Source organism: Chryseobacterium paridis, assembly GCF_016595215.1.
Lineage (GTDB): Bacteria > Bacteroidota > Bacteroidia > Flavobacteriales > Weeksellaceae > Chryseobacterium > Chryseobacterium paridis.
Genome location: NZ_JAENHK010000010.1, coordinates 2,567,246 through 2,588,358 on the forward strand (window position 1 = coordinate 2,567,246; position 21,113 = coordinate 2,588,358).

The following is a 21,113-nucleotide window of genomic DNA, read 5'->3' on the forward strand; positions in this document are numbered from 1 at the left end:
AATAATAATGATAAAAAATAAGGGTACATGACAATATATCTTTAAGATTATATTTTCACATAGAATAAGTTATAGAGTTCATTATTCTTTTTTTACATTTGCTGAAAATCAATTTCCACTGACCGCAGATAAGAAATTAAACATTGTGGTTTTAAAAAACTACATAAAAATTAATCAAAAGCAGGAAAATAAAAACAATTCTAAAAAGTAATAAAAATAAATGACCATCATCATCACCGGAACTTCATCAGGAATAGGTTTTGTTTTAGCAGAATATTTTGGAAAGAAGGGCCATAAAGTATATGGGTTAAGTAGAAAACATACCGAAAGTCAATATTTCAAATCTATACCCACCGATGTCACTGATAACAATGCTGTTCAGCATGCGATCACCGAAGTCTTACAAACAGAAACAAAAATTGATGTTCTTATCAACAATGCAGGGATGGGAATGGTAGGTTCTGTAGAGGATTCTTCGAAGGAAGATATTTTGAAACTATTCAATCTGAATCTGGTAGGTTCTGTTCAAATGATGAGCGCTGTAATGCCTACAATGCGTGAGCATAGATTCGGAAAAATCATTAATATTTCAAGCATTGGAAGTGAAATGGGACTCCCGTTCCGAGGATTTTACTCCGCTTCAAAATCTGCTTTAGACAAAGTAACCGAGGCAATGCGTTATGAAGTGTATCCTTGGAATATCGACGTATGTTCTCTTCACTTAGGGGATATCAAAACCAATATTGCAGAAAACAGGGTAAGAACAAAAGTTTCCGAACCTTATAAAAATGTCTTTGACAAGGTATATGCATTAATGAACTCTCATGTCGGTGATGGAACGGAACCGTTAGAGGTTGCAGAATATATTGAAGCACTTTTGGCTAAGAACAAATGGAAAGCTCATTATTATTTTGGAAAATTTGGTCAAAAAATCGGAGTTCCATTGAAATGGATCCTTCCTCAGGGAACTTATGAGAATTTAATGAAGAAATACAATAAACTGGATTAGTTTTAGTTATTTAAAAAAAATTTAAATTATAATATTAAACCATTAAGATTTAGTAAGTTGTTAAGATTATTAAGCACTGTGTTGCTTTTAGCTCTAACTTAAAAAATCAGAATGATCAATCTTAATTCAACTTAAAATCTTAAAAGATCCTTAATGGTTTAAATAAATGAAGTATTGAAGTTATTTCTAAAAATATTCTTTGTGTTGTTTTGCGTTTTTATTCAGGCGCAAAAAAAGATGTATTGGCTTACTGATGTACAAACCAAGCAGACAAAAAAAGTAAAAGATTCTGCTTCTGCGGTGAAGTTTCTGGATTCTTTAGCTCAAAGTAATTATTTCTTCACGGAGCTAAAGGAGGTAAAAATAAAAGGAGACAGTACGGAAATCATTTATGACAAGGGCAAAAACTTCAATGAAACTTATGTTAACCTCTCTGATTCTATTGTTGGAAAACTAAAGATCAAAAAAGAATTCTTCACTAAAAATTTAGATTCAACAAAAAAGAATATCAATAAAAAATACATTGATGATGGTTACTCATTTAGCAGGATCAAATCTAAATACAAAGGACAAAAAGATGGTTATCCAATCGTAGAGCTTGAAATCAATAAGAACGATAAAAGAACCATCAATGGTTTTGTCGTGAAAGGATATGAAAAGGTTCCTAAGCGATTTATAAAAAATCTTGAAAAAGATTTTAAAGGAAAAACCTACGATGATAAAAATTTGATCGCTATTAATAAAAATTTTCAAAGCCATCCTTTTATTTCTTTAGAACGGCCTCCTCAAACCTTATTTACCAAAGATTCTACCCAGATATACCTTTTCATGGAAAAGAAAAAGACGAATACCTTTGATGGGGTTATTGGTTTTGGGAATGATAAAACAGATAAGTTTACCTTAAATGGAACATTGAATGTGAACTTCAAAAATATGTTTAATGGTTTTGAGACCATCAATTTATACTGGCAACGAAACCCTGACAAAGGACAGACATTCGATCTACAGACTGATATACCTTATCTTTTTAAATCTAATGTAGGTTTAAATATGAAAGTTAACATCTTCAGACAGGATTCTACATTTGCCAATGTAAAACTACTTCCCGCCCTTTACTATCATATCAATAACAGATACAAAGTAGGTCTGAGAGGAACTTTTGAGTCATCCAGTATCATTGATACTTTATATGTCCAGGGGAAAGATTATAATAAAAAAGGAATTGGAGTCTGGCTTGAAATGACCGAGCCTACAGATATTGATCTTTTCCTTTATAAAACAAGAATAAACGCAGGATATGATTTCCTCAGTACAACCTATACGAAGGATAATATTAAAGCGAATCAAAATCAGTTCTATTTCTTTGGGGAGCATAATTATCATATCTCCGGCAATCATTTTCTCAATATAAAAGGAGAAGGCGCGATGATGGATTCGAAAATTGAATTTTCCGCGAACGAATTGTACCGTTTTGGGGGATGGAATTCCATGCGGGGTTTCAATGAAAAGTCCCTTGCTGCCGACTATTACTACTACGCTGGTCTGGAATACCGCTACCTGATAGGAAATCAGGCGTTTTTTGATTTCTTTGGTCAATACGGACAGCTCAACAATAAATCATTGAACGTAAGGCCCAAGCTCTACAGCGTCGGGCTCGGGTTCAATTTCTTTATTCCAATTGGGTTGATGAGCTTCCAGATTTCGAATGGTAATGAATTCGGAAATCCATTCAAGTTCAACGATATCAAAATTCACTGGGGTATCCTGAGCAGGTTTTAGCCCCACACTGCCTTTATTTTAGAAGGAATTCACCATTTAAAATAAAGTAAAAAAAGTGAGTTATACAGTCTTTTACATTTTATAATTATATTAACTTTTCTTAAGATAAATTGGTAAATGATATTTTTATATTAATATATCATTAAAATATAGGTAACAGTGTGGAGCTAAATTTGTCCTCAAAAAAATGAAGAAGACTTTAGCTACTTTTGCAATTTTTTTGCTCCCCCTATATCTAACTGCACAGGAAATTAACATTTCCGGAAATGTAAAATCCGAAAACGGCAATGGTGTTTCAGGTGTAAATGTCACCGATAAAAATACCGGAAAATCTGCCACAACCGACGAAAATGGTAATTTTACCATCAGTGCAAATCCTAAAGACATTCTTGAATTTTTCTCTCCTGATTATTCTTCTTATAGTATAGAAGTTTCTTCCAGAAGACAATATTCTATTGTTTTAAAAAAAGTAAATGAAAAACAGATCGAAGGAGTAGTTATTACTGCTTTAGGTATTGCTAAAAAGAAAGAAAAAATCGGATATTCTACTCAAGAAGTGGGTACAAAACAATTTGAATCTATTACTACTCCAAGCATTGGAAATTTATTTTCAGGGCAAGTTGCCGGATTAAATATTTCAAACCCTACGGGAATGCAACAGGCACCGGAATTTACATTAAGAGGTAATTCCAATCTGGTCTTTGTAATAGATGGTGTAATTGTAGAAAAAGAGATCTTCCAGAATTTAGATCCTAATAATATTGATAATATCAACGTATTAAAAGGAGCGACTGCTTCTGCCTTATATGGTTCAAGAGGACGATATGGTGCTGTTTTAATTACCACAAAAAGTGCAAAAAAGAAGGGGTTCACTGTAGAGTTTTCTCAAAACACAATGATTACTGCAGGTTTCACCAATTTACCAAAAACACAAACCCAATACGGAAATGGTTCCCATGGAAAATATGAATTCTGGGATGGTGCAGATGGAGGGGTAAATGATGGTGACATGATCTGGGGGCCAAAGTTTGTCCCTGGATTAAAAATAGCTCAATGGAACAGCCCGATCAGAGATAAAACAACGGGGCAGGTTATCCCGTGGTATGGAACCGTTGCAGGAAGTCCATACAATGACAAATCAAGATATGAAAGAGTTCCTATTGATTGGGAATATCATGATAACTTAAATACTTTCTTAAAGCCTGCGGTTATCAATAACAATAGCTTTTCTGTTAGTTATAAAAACAATAAAGATACCTATAGGCTTTCCGGGAATTTCATGAATTATGATGACAGGGTTCCTGAAGCATACCTAAGACGTTACGGAATTAATTTCTCTTCAGAGAATCACCTGACTGATAAATTAATATTTGATACAAAGTTCAACTTCAACCAAACTTTTACTCCTAATATTCCTAATTACGATTATAATCCAAGTGGACATATGTACACGATTCTTATCTGGATGGGAGGTGATGTAAACGGAAGAGATTTAAAAAATCATATGTGGGTTCCCGGTCAGGAAGGAAGAACACAGGCTAACTGGAATTATGCATGGTACAACAACCCTTGGTTTGGGGCGAATTATTATAAAAACCAAAACAGAACAGATATCATCAATGCTCAAACAGGACTAGAATATAAGGCAACGAAAGATTTCTCTATTAAAGGTAAAATATCCATTGTTGAAAACCACAACAAACAAGAGATCTTAAGCCCTTATTCTTATTTTAATTATAGTGCACCTAGAAGTGGTGGATATCTTTTGAATGATACGAAAACATGGAATCTTAACTCTGATGTATTAGCGAGTTACAAGAAAAAGTTTTCTGAAAATTTTGATATTGCTATTAACGCCGGAGCCTCTACATTCTACTACAAAAATAATGTAGATAATGCTTCAACTGATGGTTTGAAAATTCCTGAACAATACAACTTAGACAACTCTGTAGGAGCCGTAAAATACTTTGATTACCTTAAAGAAAAATTAATCTACAGTACCTATGGTACCATAGATATTGGTTTATACAATGCTTTTTTCATTAACGTTTCAGGACGTAATGACTGGTCTTCAACTTTGCCAAAAGCCAATAGATCTTATTTCTATCCATCAGCTTCATTAAGTGCAGTGATATCAAACCTTGTTAAGATGCCCGAATCTATTAACTTATTGAAACTATCTGCATCTTGGGCTAAAGTTGCTTACGACTTCCAACCTTACTCTATCAGAAATTATTATATGAATAATGATGGAATAACTTTTAATGGAAATCCAACCAACTATTATCCAACAACTTTAAATTATGAGAACTCTCTAAAGCCAGAGCAGACCAAGTCTTATGAATTAGGATTAAGTGCAGGTTTGTTCAATAACAGAGTGACATTAGATGCCACCTATTTCAGAACTTTGGACTATAATAATATTCTCCAGTTTCCAAGTGCAGAGTCTTCAGGTTTTAAATCTCAGTATGTAAATGGAAATGAATATACTACTAAAGGTCTTGAAATCTCTTTAGGATTGGTTCCTGTTAGAACAAAAGATTTCACGTGGAAATCTTTGATCAACTGGAGTACTTATGAACAAAAACTGACTTCTATCTATGATAATATGTCTAACTACAGAAATATTCAATTAGGAGAAAGGATGGATAGCTATTACGATTATACGTGGCAAAAATCACCGGAAGGAAAAGTGATTTTAAATGCACAAACGGGAATGCCAACCAGAGCGACAACTCCTACTAATTTAGGACATTTCAATCCTGACTGGACCTTTGGATTTAACAACTCATTCAAATACAAAAAATTCACTTTAAATATTGGTATTGACGGAAGTATTGGTGGAGTAATGAGATCTCAGGTTGTGGAGAAAATGTGGTGGGGTGGAAAACATCCTAATTCTGTAGCTTACAGAGATCAGGAATATGCTAATCCTGGAACTTATTACTTTGTTCCTGATGGTGTTAACTACAATCCCGCTACAGGAACATATACTCCACACACAAAACCCATCAGTTTTCAGGATTGGGCCCAAAACTATCCTTACCAGGCAAGGGTAACTCAGGATGAAAGTGAAGAATTTGCCAACGTATTCGACCGAACTTTTGTAAAACTGAGATCTGTAATTTTAGAATATGACTTCTCCTATTTGCTTAATCCAAAAGGATTTGTAAAGAATTTCACAGTCAACATCTCAGGATATAATCTTGCCATGTGGAAAAAGTCTAAAAATTTATATTCTGACCCTGATTTCAAAATAGGAGTTGGTAATGACAACAAGGATCAAACAAAAATCGGATCTGGAAATGACATTCAGGATCCATCAAGCAGATGGTTTGGGATAGGATTTAATCTTAAGTTTTAATTAAATAGCATTTCAGTCAACATGAAAAATATTATAAAATCATTATTTATTATTATAGGAGCGTTCACAGTTACTTCATGTGAAACCAATCTTGACAAGATCAACGAAAACCCAAATGATAAGGCGAACATTGATCCAAAATCTCTTTTAACCTATGTAGAAAAATCCGCATTCCAGGTAAATGGAGATAATATGTATGCATCACGAATGATGATCGGGATAGATGGAGAAAATGTATATCAATATATGAAATGGAATGATTCTTCTTTCGAAACATACAGTGGAGGTCTTTTGAATACAGTAAAAATGATGCAGGAAGCAGAAAGGATCAATAATAAAAATTATATAGCGATCGGTAAGTTTTTAAGAGCTTATTACTTTTTCAATTTAAGTTTAAAATCAGGAAGCATTCCTTATTCTGAAGCAGTAAAAGGGGAATCTGGAATTACCCAGCCTAAATATGATAGTCAGGAAGCAGTAATGTCCGGTATTTTAACTGAGCTGAAAGAGGCAAATGATCTGATCAATAGCAATGATAAAATAGAGGGCGACATCGTTTATAATGGAGATGCTACAAAATGGAAAAAACTGATCAATTCTTTCCGTCTTAAAATTTTAATTACACTTTCTAAAAAGACAACCGTAGGAAATTATACTATTGCCACAGAATTTGCATCCGTTGCCGGAAGCCAGCCACTAATGTCTTCGATTACTGATAATGGAGAACTTAAATTCGCAGATGCTGCGGATAGCAGATACACCATGTTTAATAACAGTGGTTATGGTTCAAGTTTGTATATGGCAGATTATTTTATTAATCTTTTCAAAAACAGACAGGATCCACGTTTATTTACTTTTGCTGCTCAAACTACTGCTGCAAAAGAAGCAGGAAAACCTATTACTGATTTTACAGGATACAATGGAGGAAACCCGGTTTCACCTTATTCTGACAATGCTGCATTGGTTGCTGCAAAAAACATTTCAAAAATCAATGACCGTTTTTACAAAGACCCAACTAATGAGCCTTCTTCGGTATTAAGTTATTCAGAATTGGAATTTATTCTTGCTGAAGCTACTGCAAGAGGATGGATCTCCGGATCTGCAAAAACACATTATGATAATGCGATCAAGGCGAGCTTTACTTTTTATCAGACTTATGTTAAAAATCCAAATCTCTATTTCTCAGGATTTAATGTGAATAATTACTTAACGACTTCTTTAGTTGTATATGATAATTCTGCACCATTAGCTACTCAACTGGATAAAATCATGACTCAAAAATATATGACCATGTTCCATCAATCACAATGGACATCATATCACGATTATTTGAGAACAGGATTCCCTAATTATCCACTACAAACCGGAGTTTCTGCACCTTTAAGATTCAGATATCCACAATCGGAGTACAACTATAACAACGCCAATCTTAAAGCAGCATTGGCTGCTCAATATGGAGGAAATGATAATATCAACTCCAAACCTTGGTGGTTACAATAAAACGCTAACATTTTAATTTAGTTAAAAGAAATCGCAGGAATACTATTATCTTGCGATTTCTTTCTCATTATAATTCGATATGAACAGAAAAGAATTTTTACAGAAATCAAGCTTGCTATTGGCAGGTTTGGGAACTTCAAGTGTTTTGCATCCTTCAATCTTAAAAGCGCTGACTATTGAACCAGCAGCGTTGTCTACATTTTATGATGCAGAACATGTGGTAATTTTGATGCAGGAAAACCGTTCATTTGATCACGCTTTTGGTTCTATGAAGGGAGTGAGAGGTTTTCTCGATAAAAGAGCTTTCGTAAAGCAGGATGGACATTCTGTATTCTTTCAGAAAGGCAATGATGGAAAATATGCTTCTCCTGCCCGGTTAGATTTAAGAAATACGAAATCTACCTGGATGAGTTCATTGCCCCACTCTTGGTCTGATCAACAAAAGGCTTTTAATAAAGGAAAGTATGACCAGTGGCTGCAATCAAAGGCATCGGGAAATAAGGATTATAAAAATATCCCTCTTACTTTAGGATATTATAATCGTGAAGATTTACCTTTTTATTATCAACTAGCGGATGCTTTTACTATATTCGATCAATACTTTTGCTCTTCTCTGACAGGTACCACACCAAACAGACTTTTCCATTGGTCCGGAACTCTGAGAGAACAACAAAATGGTAAAGTAAAAGCCAATGTCTACAATGAAAATATTGATTATGATAAAAGCCATCAGGCAAGATGGAAAAGCTTTCCGGAAATATTAGAAGATCAAAACGTTTCATGGAAAATATACCAAAATGAAATCAGCCTTCCGAAGGGAATGTCTGGAGAGCAAGAAGCGTGGTTAAGCAATTTCACAGACAATCCTATAGAATGGTTTTCCGCATATAATGTCAAATTTTCAAAGGGATATTATCAAAATATCCCAAATGTGATTGCTTACCTGAAACAGGAAATTGAAAAGAATCCTAATCACAAAGAAAGATTAGAAAACTTGATAGTTGAACTTCAGGAAGACCTGGTAAAGTATCATCCAGATAATTATTCAAAATTATCCCAAAGAGAAAAGAATCTCCATGAGAAAGCATTTACTACGAACTCTAAAGATCCTGATTATTGGAATTTAGAAATCGGAAATGATGAACACGGAGATAAACTAGTAGTACCAAAAGGTGATGTACTCTTTCAGTTCCGTAAAGATGTAGATGAAAAAAAGCTTCCTTTGGTGTCTTGGCTGGTGGCTCCTGAACATTTTTCAGACCATCCGGGATCACCCTGGTATGGGGCATGGTATATTTCTGAGGTTTTAAATATTCTCACAAAAGATCCTGAAACCTGGAAAAAAACCATTTTCATTATCAATTATGATGAAAATGATGGATATTTTGACCACGTTCTGCCTTTTGCTCCGCCATTAAATCCAAGCCAACCAGTTGATATAAATGGAAAAGAAGGCGTAGAATACGTCAACAAAAATCAGGAATACATGTCTTCTGACAGCAAGTTAAAAGACTATGAGCGCATAGAAGGAACTGTGGGTCTTGGTTACAGAGTTCCTATGATTATCGCTTCTCCATGGACGAAAGGAGGCTTTGTCAATTCTGAAGTTTCTGATCATACTTCGGTTTTACAATTTCTGGAAAAATTTATTAAGAAAAAATTCAATAAGGATGCAACTACTAGCAACATCAGTGATTGGAGACGTGCTATCTGCGGAGATTTGACTTCTGCGTTTAATTCTTCCACCAGTAAGGCTCCTCAAATGGATTACTTAAACCAAAAAGAATATGCAAAAACCATTAATGCTGCAAAAAACAAACCTGTTCCGAATTTGAAATGGTATTCAGAAAATGAACTTAATGATCAGTTGTTAGAAATTCAGGAAAGAGGACTAAAACCTTCTAATGCATTACCTTATAACTACCTGGTGAATCTTGAAGGTACCCATATTAAAATGGTCAATCTTAAAGAAGCAGGAGTTCCATTATTAATTTACGACAGAACAAGGCTCGAAAATGAAGACTATTACTTTTCCTATGCCCTATACTCAAAGCAGGAGTTGTCACATGCTGTAACTTTTGATAAGTATGATTATGAGGTTTTTGGTCCTAATGGTTTTTTCAGAAAGTTTAAAGGAAATCAAAAACCCGAAATTGAAGTACAATTAATAAATGATACTCTGAACAATGAAGTTCATTTGATTTTCAAAAAAAGTACAAAAGAAAATATTTCTGTGATTTTAGAAGATCTATATGAGAAAAATCAAAGAAAGATCACCTTAAATAAAGGTGAAGAAAAGCTATCCATCAATCTGAAAAAGTATAAAGGATGGTATGATTTAAAAATAAGCGAAAATGATCACATGTGGCATTTTTCCGGAAGAATAGAAACAGGGAAAACCTCCATTTCAGATCCGCACTGGACATAACAGAAAGAAATTATTTATAATACATTTTTAAAGCCTTGCACAAATAACGCAGGGCTTTTTCGTGTAACCATCTGGTAATATTAACGTTTTCTTCGGGTATTATTTATACTTTGGGCATCATTCTTGATGCAACAAAAATAGTATATCTATACGTTGTGATAAAAAATCAAAATATAATTCACTTTTGAGAAAGGGAGTTAATAAGTCATAAAAAAAATAAAAAGCTTCTTACTTTACCTTAATTTTATTAACTTCACTTCGAAATTAACCAGAACTAACTAACCATGAAAAAATTCAAACTACCATTGTCTCTATCTCTAATTGCATTGGCTATTTCAGCTACCGTAAATGCACAGGATACAAACACAGACAATCACACCATCACGATTTCCATTCCGGAAGTAGCTCTTGTAGATATTGAACCGGCAGCTACCAAAAACATTACTTTAGGCTTTACTGCTCCAACAGAAGCTGGTCAGCCTATCATTGCTGCCGCCTCTAATACTACACTTTGGTTGAATTATTCTTCTATTAAATCAGTAGCAGATCCAACCCGTAATGTTTCTGTAAAGCTAAATGCCCTTATTCCAGGAATTGACATCCATGTAACCGCTGCTGCAGCAACAGGCTCAGGTGCGGGAACATTAGGAACCCCATCGGCTCAATTAACGTTAAGTGCAGCTGATCAGACGATCATTTCAGGAATTGGTAGTGCTTACACAGGAAATGGTGCCAATAATGGTCACAACCTAACCTATGCATTAGCTGCAGGAAGTGGTCCTGGGGGAGTTGCTGCTTACGCAGACCTTCAGGCAACTGCTACTACAGTTGCTACAGTTACGTACACTATTTCAGACAACTAACATCTGAAGAATACATATGTAAGTAAGAAGAAATAGCTTTGTCAATTTCTTCTTACTTCTCTATTGCCAGATTTCAAATTCAAAAAAACTCTCAATGAGAATGATAAAGCGTATTTCCTTTTTCACTTTCCTTATCTTACCATTTGTATTTCTACATGCAAGTATTGTAGTTCTCAATGGTCTTACTCATAACTATAAAGTAGAAAACGGACAGGTGTATAAAGGTAAAATTGCGATAGAAAATACAGCTAATAAGCCTCAAAATGTTAAGCTGTTTTTACAGGATTTTGCATATCACGCTGATGGTACTATCAATTATACAACTCCACATACTAATGAAAGAACCAATACAGACTGGATCAAGCTCAATACTAACTTTATTACTCTAAAAGCCAAAGAAAAAACGGAAGTTTACTATGAAATTACCATTCCCAATCAGGCCATCAACCCAGGTAGCTATTGGAGTGTAATTATCGTAGAACCCGTAGAGGATATAAAGCCAACAGATAGTAAACAAGGGGTAAATATTACTTCTATTGTCCGATATGCTATTCAGGTTATCACTGATTATGATTCCGAGAAAGTAAAACCTGACCTTAAATTTGAGAGTGTAAAAATTGATAAGGAAGAAGGCAAGCAAATATTAAAAATTGCCATTGCCAATAAAGGTGAAATCTACTGTAAACCATTTGCGTCTATTGAAATATACAATAAAAAGAGCGGACAGAAAGTAGGAACCTTTTCAACCCAGGCAATGGGACTATTACCCACAACCTCCAAATCCTTTCCTATTGATATCAGTAAAATGCCTCCCGATAAATACAATGCAGTCATTATTGCAACCGATGAAGATGAAAACGCATTTGCTCTCAATGTGGAACTAGAAGTAAAAAATGACTAAAAATTGGGCTTTATATCTTTTCATACTATTCCCAGTACTTATTTTTTCACAAAAACAATCTAAAGAATTTGTCAACAAAAAAGATAGTCTACTGCCGGGAACGGCTACGTCTATTTCCTTTTCTCTCGAAAATATTACTTCACAGAAAAAAGTATATGATACCTGGATTGAAACTTCAAATCCCTATATCACACCCATTTTAAAAAGAGGTGAATTTACAATAGAACCTTCTGGAAGTTCATTATATATCGTTCCTTTGCGTATAGCTACCGAGACTCCACAGGGAAAGTATACTGTAACTTTGCATGGAGCAGAAAAAAATGAAGGCGAACAATTCATTAAAACTTTAGAAATACATGTTTCGGGAATCAGGAAACTTTCTCTTACGGCTATCAATTCTCCAGAATTTGTAAAGGCAGGAGAAACCATTACTTCTTCCTTTTTATTAAAAAATAGCGGAAACGTTACCGAAAAACTAATATTGGAAAGTAAAAATGCAGTAGTAGATCATGATGCTTCACTGATCTTACCTCCTGGTGAAACCAAAATTATAAACATTACTAAACATACTAATCCTGATTTAGGCAAAAACGAATACCAAAATCTTAATCTTTCAGTTTACTCGACGGACAACCCAAAGGAAAATCAGACGGCATACAGTACTACCAAAATTATCTCCGTTAAACCTAGTGACGAAGATATTTATCTACGACTACCTGTTTCAGCTTCATTAGCTTTCATTGGCATGAAAAACAGAGGTGAATATCATGATGGATTTCAGGGTGAATTGTATGGGAAAGGAAGTTTAGATAAAGAAAATAAAGGAATTCTTGAATTTCATGCCATCACTGCTAATCCTGTTGAATTTAATTCTTTTACACAATATGAAGAGTATTTCATTAATTACAGACGGGATAGCTACTTTATTCATTTAGGTGATAAGAATTATTCTTCATCTTATCTTACAGAATATGCACGATATGGTCGTGGTGCCGAAATGCGCTATAATTTTAAAAAAGTAAGCATTGGTGGGTTTTATAATCATCCAAGATTTTTCCGAGATATTAAAGATGAATTCAATGTATATTCCACTTATAAGCTTAATAAAGAATCGGAAATCACAGCCGGTTATTTATACAAAATACCCCGCCTTAATGAAGAAACCATTAGTTTCAGTGGTCTGAAGTTAGACTCAAATGCACACCTCCCCTATGCCACAGGAAAGTTTAAACTAAACAAAAACCTGGATGTGTCCGGCGAATTGGCATATAGTAAAACTGATCAAACGGAAGGAAATGCATATATGGTTCAGCTTTTAGGAAACTATCCGAGAATCAATGGAAATATAATGTACATGAGATCTAGTCCGACGTTTGCAGGATATTTCAGTAATACCAGCACATTAAATGGAAATGTACAATATAAAATATCTTCAAGACTTAATCTATTTGCCAATTATGTTCGGGATGCCAGAAACTTCCAAAGAGATACGCTATTTTTAGCTGCTCCTTACAGAAATTACCTTCAATATGGAATCAGTTATAAGTACCTTAAAAATGGTACTATTATGCTTTATAACGGATATCAAAAATACCAGGATCGATTGGAACCGAGACAATTTGATTATTATGAAAGGTTCTTCAGATTAAGTATTGATCAGCAATTTGGAATTTTTCAGGTGAACTTACAGGGACAATTTGGAAAAACAGACAATTATCTCAGTGGGTTTACGGGCAATTCCAGTTTTTATACCATTAATGTAGCTTTTGAAAAATTCAAAACCTCGTTTAATGTATTTGGAAATTATGCAATAACATCTCGTTACCAACTGGAAAATCAAAAGCAGGTATATTATGGAGCCCGTGTAATCAGTAGGTTTTCTCCTAAGACTGATCTGAGTATTTTTTATCAGAATAATTACATTCCCGAAGAATATTTTAATGACAGGAATCTTTTTGAAGTGATTTTTCATCAAAGAATTTTCCCGGGCCATGAATTCGATCTATCCGGTCGGTATGCGCTCCAGAGAGGTGAATTAGGTAATAAAGATTTCATCTTTTCTGTCCGTTATACCTGGCGTCTTAATGTTCCGGTTAAAAAAATAGCGGAGTACACCACTTTATCAGGAAATATTGGTAACCTTGGTGTGAAAAAGACAGAAGGTATCAGACTGATCATGGGAAATTATCTTTCGGTAACGGATAAAAATGGAAATTTTATGTTTAAAAACGTAATCCCAGGAGATTATATACTTGAAGTTGACCGGTCAACCACAGAGATCAATGATATAGCTGATATCAATTTACCAGCATCCGTTTTACTGACTAATAAAGAGAACATATTTAATTTTAACTTAACGACTGCTACAACGATTAAAGGAATAACGCGTATTAATGAAACTGCCGACGAAGGCCAGGCAAGTTTTGCACAATTTCAATTCAAAAAAGAGAAAAAGAAAAGAGAAAGCATCATTATCGAAGCCACTAATAATGAGCAAACTTATAGAAAGGTCATATTGATAGGTGATAGTTTTGACTTTACCTATCTGCGTCCGGGAGATTGGGATGTAAAAATCTATAGAAATGGATTAGACAAGCGCTACAAGATATCAGTAGATACATTTCATTTTACATTACATCCATCTGAAACTAAAACGCTCATTGTTGATATTGTTAAACAGCAAACAGAAGTTAAGTTCCAACAGGAAAGTATAAAAGTAGGATATAATACAATAAAAAGACAAAAATGAGATCATTTCCAACCATATTATGTATACTATTTGTTTTTCTTTCCGGTAAAATATACTCGCAGATCAATGTTGCTGCAACTTTACCCATTGTAACTTTATTAGACATAGAACCAACTGGAAATATTGCATTGAATTTTGTGGCGCCTACGGAAGCTGGGTTAGCAATAGTAAATCCTGCAGTTAATACCACCAAATGGATCAATTATACATCAGCTATAGCATCCGGAGGTGCTACAAGAAAAGTTACAGCAGCAGTAAATCAGGTCATCCCTGGAGTCAATATAAGATTACAAGCCGCAGCTGCATCAGGCGCTGGAGGAGGTACTTTGGGCACTTCGGCAGGTCAGGTTACACTAACAACCACAGCCGTTACTATAATTAGCGGAATAGGTGGAGCCTTTACTGGAAATGGAGCTAATAATGGCCATATGCTGACCATCAGCTTAGTTCCAAATACGTATGCTAACTTATCTACACGTACGAATACTCCAGTCGTTATCACTTATACGATCACTGAATAAAAATGAATGCAATGAAATACAATATTGATTTTTTAAAAAAAGGAAACTACTCTATCAATAGTATATGTCTTTTTTTATTGATATTATTTGCATGTCCTGCTCATTCACAATCATTAACTGTAGGAGGCAGCAACTGGACTGTCAGTATTCCGACTATAACGGAAGCAGGAAACAACTATGCCGGAAGCTATGAAAGTGCAACCAATCAAATTCTTTTAACAGCAAGTGTTCCTTTGTTATTAGGTAATGCTAAGGTTTCTGCCCGTTATATACCAGATCCAATCTGGAATAATTCCTTAGTTTTAAATATTAAAAGAACGGGAAATGGAACCACAGTATGCCTACTATGTACGATAACAGGTGGGACTACTTATCAAACTATTACGCAAACTGATATAGAAATATTTAGGATTGCAGCAGTATTAGCGCTTGCATCTTACAATAACATTCCACTACAATTACAATTAACTGGTGTATCAGTTACAATTCCCGCAGCTTCTTATGGCAGTAGGATTGTTTTCACTATAAGTGGGATTTGATATTAAAAAAGAAAGCCTCATTCTAATTGAATAAGGCTTTATATAATTGATATTCTATTTTAATGTTTTGCCCACCATAGTGGAGTAAGCACAGCATCTTCGGCTCCCAATAGCTGCACGGCTTTTAGATAGCCATTAGGATCTGAATTTCTGAAACTGCTTGGGTATCTCAACCTCTGAGGGAAATTTTTAATAGAATTGGTCATATAATTTCCTGTCGTTATAGCTGGTAAATTGATCAGTGGGGTTTCAATGGCTGGATTTTCAAAGAATGGTAAACCTAATCTTCTGTGATCATTCCATGATTCCAAAGGAAGCCAAGGCATATTAGCCAGGTATTTCTGGGTAATAATTTTGGTTAATTTGTCATTTTTAAATGCTCCATTCTTATAAATCGTATTGATTGGATAATTAATGGAAACCGATACCAGATTATTATTAGATGGATCTTTGTACTTCATTGTATGGTTAGATCCGGGTTCCGTAATGTGACCATATGCTACAGATGTTCCATCTCTGTTATAATCAGTAGAAGCAATATACTGGCCATAGAACTGGGAAACTCCATTATACATAAAGCTATCCTGAATTCCTTTATTATATGCAGCTTCATCATTCATTGGGGTTGCCCATCCTTTTAATGCTGCTTCAGCAATTAAGAAATAAGATTCCCAGCTTGCAAAAAATATTCTTGAATTACTACTTTCCCTATATTGTTTTCCTAAAGCAGGCGCCCGGCCAACCAATCCTCTCAATCCATTTCTTTGTCCTTTTTCTGCCCAGTTTCCAATGGCAAATGCATTCCATGTATTTACAGCATTTATCGTAACCGTAGTATTATTTGAAAACTGTAACTCTCCATAATTTGTTTTAGCGTCATTAGTATAAGTAGGATAAAGAGAATAAATAGGATTGGTAAAATCGCCCGGTATATAAAATGTTTTATAAGCCCTTGGATCTATTTTGTTGGGAATGCCATCCAACCAGTATCCTGCAGAAGGATCATTAGTAAGCTTGGTAAATTGTTCGTCATACTTTACTCCAATGTAATCTTCATCTTTTATAGCACTATGTTTATCCTGGCTAAGCTGATCTGTTGAATTGATGCCTCCTAATCCCACATATAAATTATTAAGGGTGGTTGATAATAACTGTGAATTCCATTCACGAGACATCACCCCTGTTAAAGCATCCCAGCCTGGTTTTTCAGCAATAGAAAAATTATCCGTGCTCACACTGATAAAATTATTAGATGCAACCGCTGATTCAAATTCAGTCTTTGCTTTAGCAGGATCTACTTCAGAAATTCTCATTGCAATTCTCATACGTAAAGAGTTTGCATATTTTATCCACTGACTCCACTTAAGTTTATAAGCCATATCATACTTTGAAATATTATCTGCCGGAACAGGCTGATTGACATCCATTTTTACAGTAGCATCTTTTAATTCGTCCAAAATAAAATAATACACTTCCTTTTCAGAATTAAAATTAGGGTTAACTGCCTGAAAAGCCTGGATTGGTTGGGGACCAAAATTATCCGAAAATTCACTCATTAAATAGGCTCTCCAAATACGAGCAACTTGAATTAAGTTTTCATAATGAGGCAATCCTTGCCCCTTTGCCTTCTTTTCATTGGCAATTTGAATGGTAGCATTAGCACTATTTAGCCATTGTGAAATGTACTTCCAATATTCCACAGTCCATTCATCATTATCAGTTCCACCGGCAATACCTGTAGTTAAATGTTGCCTCGCTGCTGTTTTCCAATAAAGGACAAACAATCGCTCTGCAATATTGGGATCCTGTTGGGCACCCAGAATTGAACTGTTCAGAAAATACTCAGGTTGAACCTGATCTATATTTGCGGAAAGAGGATCTGTATTAATTTCCTCAAAATCTTTGCACCCCGAAAAAGTAAGAAGCGTAGCTGCTAAAGCAGGAATTATATATTTTTTCATTGTTGTAAATTTTTAAAATCCTAAAGTAATGGTAAATAAATATGATCTTGTCGTTGGAAATGCAAAGTTTTCGAAACCAACTGCATTAGAACTTATAGCAAAGACCGATTCAGGGTCTATCCCATTTGCTTTACTGTAAATCATCCAAACATTATTTGCTGTAAATGCAACTTTAGCACTTTTAATCACAAATTTTTCAAACATTGCTTTTGGAAAGTTATAAGAAAGCTGAATATTTCTTAACCTAATATTAGTTGCATCGTAAATATTTTGTTCTGTAATTCCAAGGTTTCCAGCCGTAATAACTTCCCAATAATTTTGTTGTGTTATCTCTTTGGTATTCGGAGTATAATTACCATTGGTTCCAGCAACTACGCCATCTACTACAAAATTATCCCGCTTCCCTCCAGGTGCAGTGTCTTTGGCTAATCCAGCTTTTTGCAATGCTAATTGACTTCCTGAAAAGAATTCACCACCTATCCGTCCATCAATCTGGAATGAAAGTCCAAAGTTTTTATAAACAAAACTATTTGTAAAACCGAACAAAGCGTCTGGTGATTGATTTCCCAAATAAAACAAACCCGTTTCTTTTTGAAGTGCTCCATTACCATCTACTATAAGTTTACCGTAATATGGATTATTAACATCCTCAACGCGTTTAAATTTTGACCCATATATAGCCCCATATCTCCTCCCAACATCAGCAAATACACTTACGTCATCAAAGCCTCCAAGAGAGTATTTAGTCACTTCTCCATCTATTCTGTCTATTCTACTAGTCATTTGAGAAAAGTTAACATTGGTATTCCAGGTGAAGTTGCTATTCTTTATAATATCAGTATTGAATACTATTTCAACTCCCTGATTTTGCAATCCTCCAGCATTAATCTTTTTCTTTTCATACCCTGAAAGAGGATTCATAGGCAAATTGATCAGCTGATCAGTTGCTTTTGTATTATAATAGCTAATGTCAAATGAAAAACGGCTGAATAAACGAAGATCCAATCCCACCTCGAATGTTTTAAGTTTTTCATTTCTCAGGTTGGGATCATAAAGAATCTTTTTACGATCTGAGGTCACATTTCCATTCGGATCTTTTTTTACTTCAAAAGTATTGTACAGCTCATAGGGCTCTAATGAATTTCCCGTAATAGCGTAAGATGCTCTGACCTTAGCAAAAGATAAAAAATTAGATTTGGTACCATTTAATTTGGCAAGCATATCCGTTATAACCAGGGAGGTGCTGATGGAAGGATAAAAGTATGATCTGTTCTCTACCGTCAGTGTCGATGACCAATCGTTTCTTGCTGTAGCATTAATGAACCAATATCCATCATAATTAATTTCTGCTGATGCAAAAACTGAATTGATCTTTTTATTTAAAATAACCTCTCTAATTTCGGGGTTACCTACAGAATTATTAATATTAAAGAAATTTGGTGAAGTAAGATTTGGAGCTGAAAGATAGATAGCATTTGTTTTAGTTTCCATCATTTGCCCATATATGGAAAGGGAAGCACCCCACTTACCTATGAGATCGTTTTTCCTTGCATTTAAACTAGTGATATAGTTATTTTCATAAAACTTTTCCTGACTGGTATTATAGGAATTATTTAACCTTGATCCCGTCCAGGTCTTGGAGTTTGCTGTTAAAGAATAAAAGTCACTTCCCAATCGAACATCTGCACTTAACCAATCATTGAATTGATATTTTAAATAACCACTAATTAAAAATCGATCCTTTTTATCTTCATTAAGCTTATTATAAGCAGCCCAGTAAGGATTAATACCATTATTTGTTATCCACCTTTGTGTAACATTATTCTGAGTCATTCCTTCCCGATACTCTCTTATATCAATATTTCTGGGCATTAGCAGAACACTTCCATACGTATTTCCATCTAGGCCTCCATTAGGACGATTATTCGCTTTAGCACTTATGTATTGAACTTTTACATCAGTCGTCCATCTTTTCTGTGTACCAAAAATGGAATTCATTTTAGCCATAAAATTCCATCTTTCATACTTTGAATTGGGTATCTGGCTATTATCATACAAATAATTCCCTGAGGTATATAAACTTGTCCCTTCACCTAAACTTTCTTGAAAACTAATAGTATGTTGGGTATTTGTACCGGTCTTAAAAAATCCTTTAAGATTATCATAAACCTTCATATCTGATCCATCAATTGATGGTCCCCAGCTTGTCGTATTATCAAGATTACTTGGAAGATTAGGAAGACCATTACTACCTCTGGCAAAACTACTTTGTAAATCAGGTTTCAAAAATATTTTTTCAAAACCCAAACTTGTAGAGTAGTTAATCCCAATACCTCCTTTCTTTTTTCCAGATTTAGTTGTAATGAGGATGACCCCGTTTCCGGCCCTGGCACCATACAATGCAGATGCAGCACCTCCCTTAAGAACGGATATCGTTTCAATATCATCCGGATTGATATCACTTAGGCCATTTCCCATATCCGTATCTGGATTCCATAAATCATTGTTCTTGGCTCCATCCTGGCTTCTTCCTTTTACCCCTGCAGAGTTATTAATAGGAATACCATCTACAACAATTAGAGGCTGACTATCACCTTCAAAAGAGTTAAAACCTCTTATATTTATCCTGGATGAGGAAGCTGGTCCAAATCCCCCTTTTACAACCTGTAGACCTGCTACTTTACCTGTTAGGGCATTTGTAACATTCGTTTCTCTGGCATCAACCAGTGTTTGCCCTTTAACATCTTGAAAAGAATATCCCAGAGATTTTTTTTCTTTTTTTACTCCGTAAGCAGTTACTACTACTTCGTCAATTTTTGCAGTTTTGATAGAATCTTTATTTTGAGCATACAACTCTCCAAAACAAAAGAATACCGACTGGAGTAAACCAATCCTAAATAGTGTTTTTCTCATATTATATACATGTCATTTAACACAAACATAACATTTTAATACTATTTAACAAAATAACATCAACAATATAAAGTGATATACGTTGAGAATCAAAGTGAAAAATAAATAGTTTGTCTATTTAGAAATTAAGACAAAATGATAGGCAATCAATTGTAGTTGAGAATGGAAAGTTGAAAGTTTATAGGGAGAGCTTTAGGTTTTGGCTAAAGCCGTTTTGGATTTGGGATTTCTTTTAAGGCGGGCTAAAGCCTACCTCTATTGATGGTTTTATTCTCTCTCGCGGATTAAGCAGATAACGCAGATGAAAACAATTGAAAATTGAAAGTTTAAAATTGAAAATGTATAGGCAGAGTTCTATGTTTTGGCTAAAGCAGCTTGGATTGGAATCTTATTAAGGACGGCGGTAAAGCCCACCCCTTATTGATGATAATAGTAACGCAACTAATAACTAATAACTAATAACTAATAACTAATAACTAATAACTAATAACTAATAACTAATAACTAAGCCCTATTACCTAAATCCTGCTACCTATGATCTATCCTTCATCAATGATCAATTATGACTCATCATTTATCATTTATA

The 21,113-nt window shown here is 34.6% G+C and carries 12 protein-coding genes; 10 read left to right on the forward strand and 2 right to left on the reverse strand.

Features of this window, described 5'->3' with window-relative positions:
* Positions 1 to 220: 220 nt before the first annotated feature.
* The 10 genes from JHL15_RS21060 (at position 221) to JHL15_RS21105 (ending at position 15,653) form a co-directional block, all read left to right on the forward strand.
* Positions 221 to 1,009, forward strand: a complete 789-nt coding sequence (locus JHL15_RS21060; RefSeq protein WP_200249097.1) for an SDR family oxidoreductase — start codon at positions 221 to 223, stop codon at positions 1,007 to 1,009.
* A gap of 237 nt (positions 1,010 to 1,246) precedes the next feature.
* Positions 1,247 to 2,788 (forward strand): BamA/TamA family outer membrane protein, encoded by a 1,542-nt coding sequence (locus JHL15_RS21065; RefSeq protein ID WP_234047822.1) that lies wholly within the window; start codon positions 1,247 to 1,249, stop codon positions 2,786 to 2,788.
* A 187-nt stretch (positions 2,789 to 2,975) separates the two neighbouring features.
* Positions 2,976 to 6,152, forward strand: a complete 3,177-nt coding sequence (locus JHL15_RS21070; RefSeq protein ID WP_200249100.1) for a SusC/RagA family TonB-linked outer membrane protein — start codon at positions 2,976 to 2,978, stop codon at positions 6,150 to 6,152.
* 21 nt (positions 6,153 to 6,173) lie between these two features.
* On the forward strand, positions 6,174 to 7,652 hold the full coding sequence (locus tag JHL15_RS21075) for a SusD/RagB family nutrient-binding outer membrane lipoprotein (protein ID WP_200249103.1): 1,479 nt from the start codon (positions 6,174 to 6,176) through the stop codon (positions 7,650 to 7,652).
* 79 nt (positions 7,653 to 7,731) lie between these two features.
* Positions 7,732 to 10,080 (forward strand): phosphocholine-specific phospholipase C, encoded by a 2,349-nt coding sequence (locus JHL15_RS21080; protein ID WP_200249105.1) that lies wholly within the window; start codon positions 7,732 to 7,734, stop codon positions 10,078 to 10,080.
* A 284-nt stretch (positions 10,081 to 10,364) separates the two neighbouring features.
* Positions 10,365 to 10,943, forward strand: coding sequence for a hypothetical protein (locus JHL15_RS21085; protein WP_200249107.1), 579 nt, complete (start codon positions 10,365 to 10,367; stop codon positions 10,941 to 10,943).
* A 94-nt stretch (positions 10,944 to 11,037) separates the two neighbouring features.
* Positions 11,038 to 11,844, forward strand: coding sequence for a WxL protein host-binding domain-containing protein (locus tag JHL15_RS21090; protein WP_234047823.1), 807 nt, complete (start codon positions 11,038 to 11,040; stop codon positions 11,842 to 11,844).
* Complete coding sequence (locus tag JHL15_RS21095; protein ID WP_200249110.1) at positions 11,837 to 14,593, forward strand: COG1470 family protein; 2,757 nt, start codon at positions 11,837 to 11,839, stop codon at positions 14,591 to 14,593. The genes JHL15_RS21090 and JHL15_RS21095 overlap by 8 nt, the downstream gene beginning before the upstream one ends.
* Positions 14,590 to 15,114, forward strand: a complete 525-nt coding sequence (locus tag JHL15_RS21100) for a hypothetical protein (protein ID WP_200249113.1) — start codon at positions 14,590 to 14,592, stop codon at positions 15,112 to 15,114. The genes JHL15_RS21095 and JHL15_RS21100 overlap by 4 nt, the downstream gene beginning before the upstream one ends.
* An 11-nt stretch (positions 15,115 to 15,125) precedes the next feature.
* Complete coding sequence (locus tag JHL15_RS21105) at positions 15,126 to 15,653, forward strand: hypothetical protein (protein ID WP_200249116.1); 528 nt, start codon at positions 15,126 to 15,128, stop codon at positions 15,651 to 15,653.
* Positions 15,654 to 15,712: 59 nt separating this feature from the next.
* Here the strand turns inward: JHL15_RS21105 and JHL15_RS21110 are convergent, their stop codons facing one another.
* Both JHL15_RS21110 and JHL15_RS21115 read right to left on the reverse strand, forming a co-directional pair.
* On the reverse strand, positions 15,713 to 17,614 hold the full coding sequence (locus JHL15_RS21110; protein WP_200249119.1) for a SusD/RagB family nutrient-binding outer membrane lipoprotein: 1,902 nt from the start codon (positions 17,612 to 17,614) through the stop codon (positions 15,713 to 15,715).
* Positions 17,615 to 17,626: 12 nt separating this feature from the next.
* A complete protein-coding gene (locus tag JHL15_RS21115) occupies positions 17,627 to 20,527 on the reverse strand; it encodes a SusC/RagA family TonB-linked outer membrane protein (RefSeq protein WP_200249121.1) in 2,901 nt (966 codons plus the stop codon).
* Positions 20,528 to 21,113: the final 586 nt, after the last annotated feature.

Excerpts from the sequence above, each read along its gene's own strand:
- JHL15_RS21060 (WP_200249097.1), top strand. The coding sequence starts at position 221 with ATGACCATCATCATCACCGGAACTTCATCAGGAATAGGTTTTGTTTTA.
- JHL15_RS21065 (WP_234047822.1), top strand. The coding sequence starts at position 1,247 with ATGTATTGGCTTACTGATGTACAAACCAAGCAGACAAAAAAAGTAAAA.
- JHL15_RS21070 (WP_200249100.1), top strand. The coding sequence starts at position 2,976 with ATGAAGAAGACTTTAGCTACTTTTGCAATTTTTTTGCTCCCCCTATAT.
- JHL15_RS21075 (WP_200249103.1), top strand. The coding sequence starts at position 6,174 with ATGAAAAATATTATAAAATCATTATTTATTATTATAGGAGCGTTCACA.
- JHL15_RS21080 (WP_200249105.1), top strand. The coding sequence starts at position 7,732 with ATGAACAGAAAAGAATTTTTACAGAAATCAAGCTTGCTATTGGCAGGT.
- JHL15_RS21085 (WP_200249107.1), top strand. The coding sequence starts at position 10,365 with ATGAAAAAATTCAAACTACCATTGTCTCTATCTCTAATTGCATTGGCT.
- JHL15_RS21090 (WP_234047823.1), top strand. The coding sequence starts at position 11,038 with ATGAGAATGATAAAGCGTATTTCCTTTTTCACTTTCCTTATCTTACCA.
- JHL15_RS21095 (WP_200249110.1), top strand. The coding sequence starts at position 11,837 with ATGACTAAAAATTGGGCTTTATATCTTTTCATACTATTCCCAGTACTT.
- JHL15_RS21100 (WP_200249113.1), top strand. The coding sequence starts at position 14,590 with ATGAGATCATTTCCAACCATATTATGTATACTATTTGTTTTTCTTTCC.
- JHL15_RS21105 (WP_200249116.1), top strand. The coding sequence starts at position 15,126 with ATGAAATACAATATTGATTTTTTAAAAAAAGGAAACTACTCTATCAAT.
- JHL15_RS21110 (WP_200249119.1), bottom strand. The coding sequence starts at position 17,614 with ATGAAAAAATATATAATTCCTGCTTTAGCAGCTACGCTTCTTACTTTT.
- JHL15_RS21115 (WP_200249121.1), bottom strand. The coding sequence starts at position 20,527 with ATGAGAAAAACACTATTTAGGATTGGTTTACTCCAGTCGGTATTCTTT.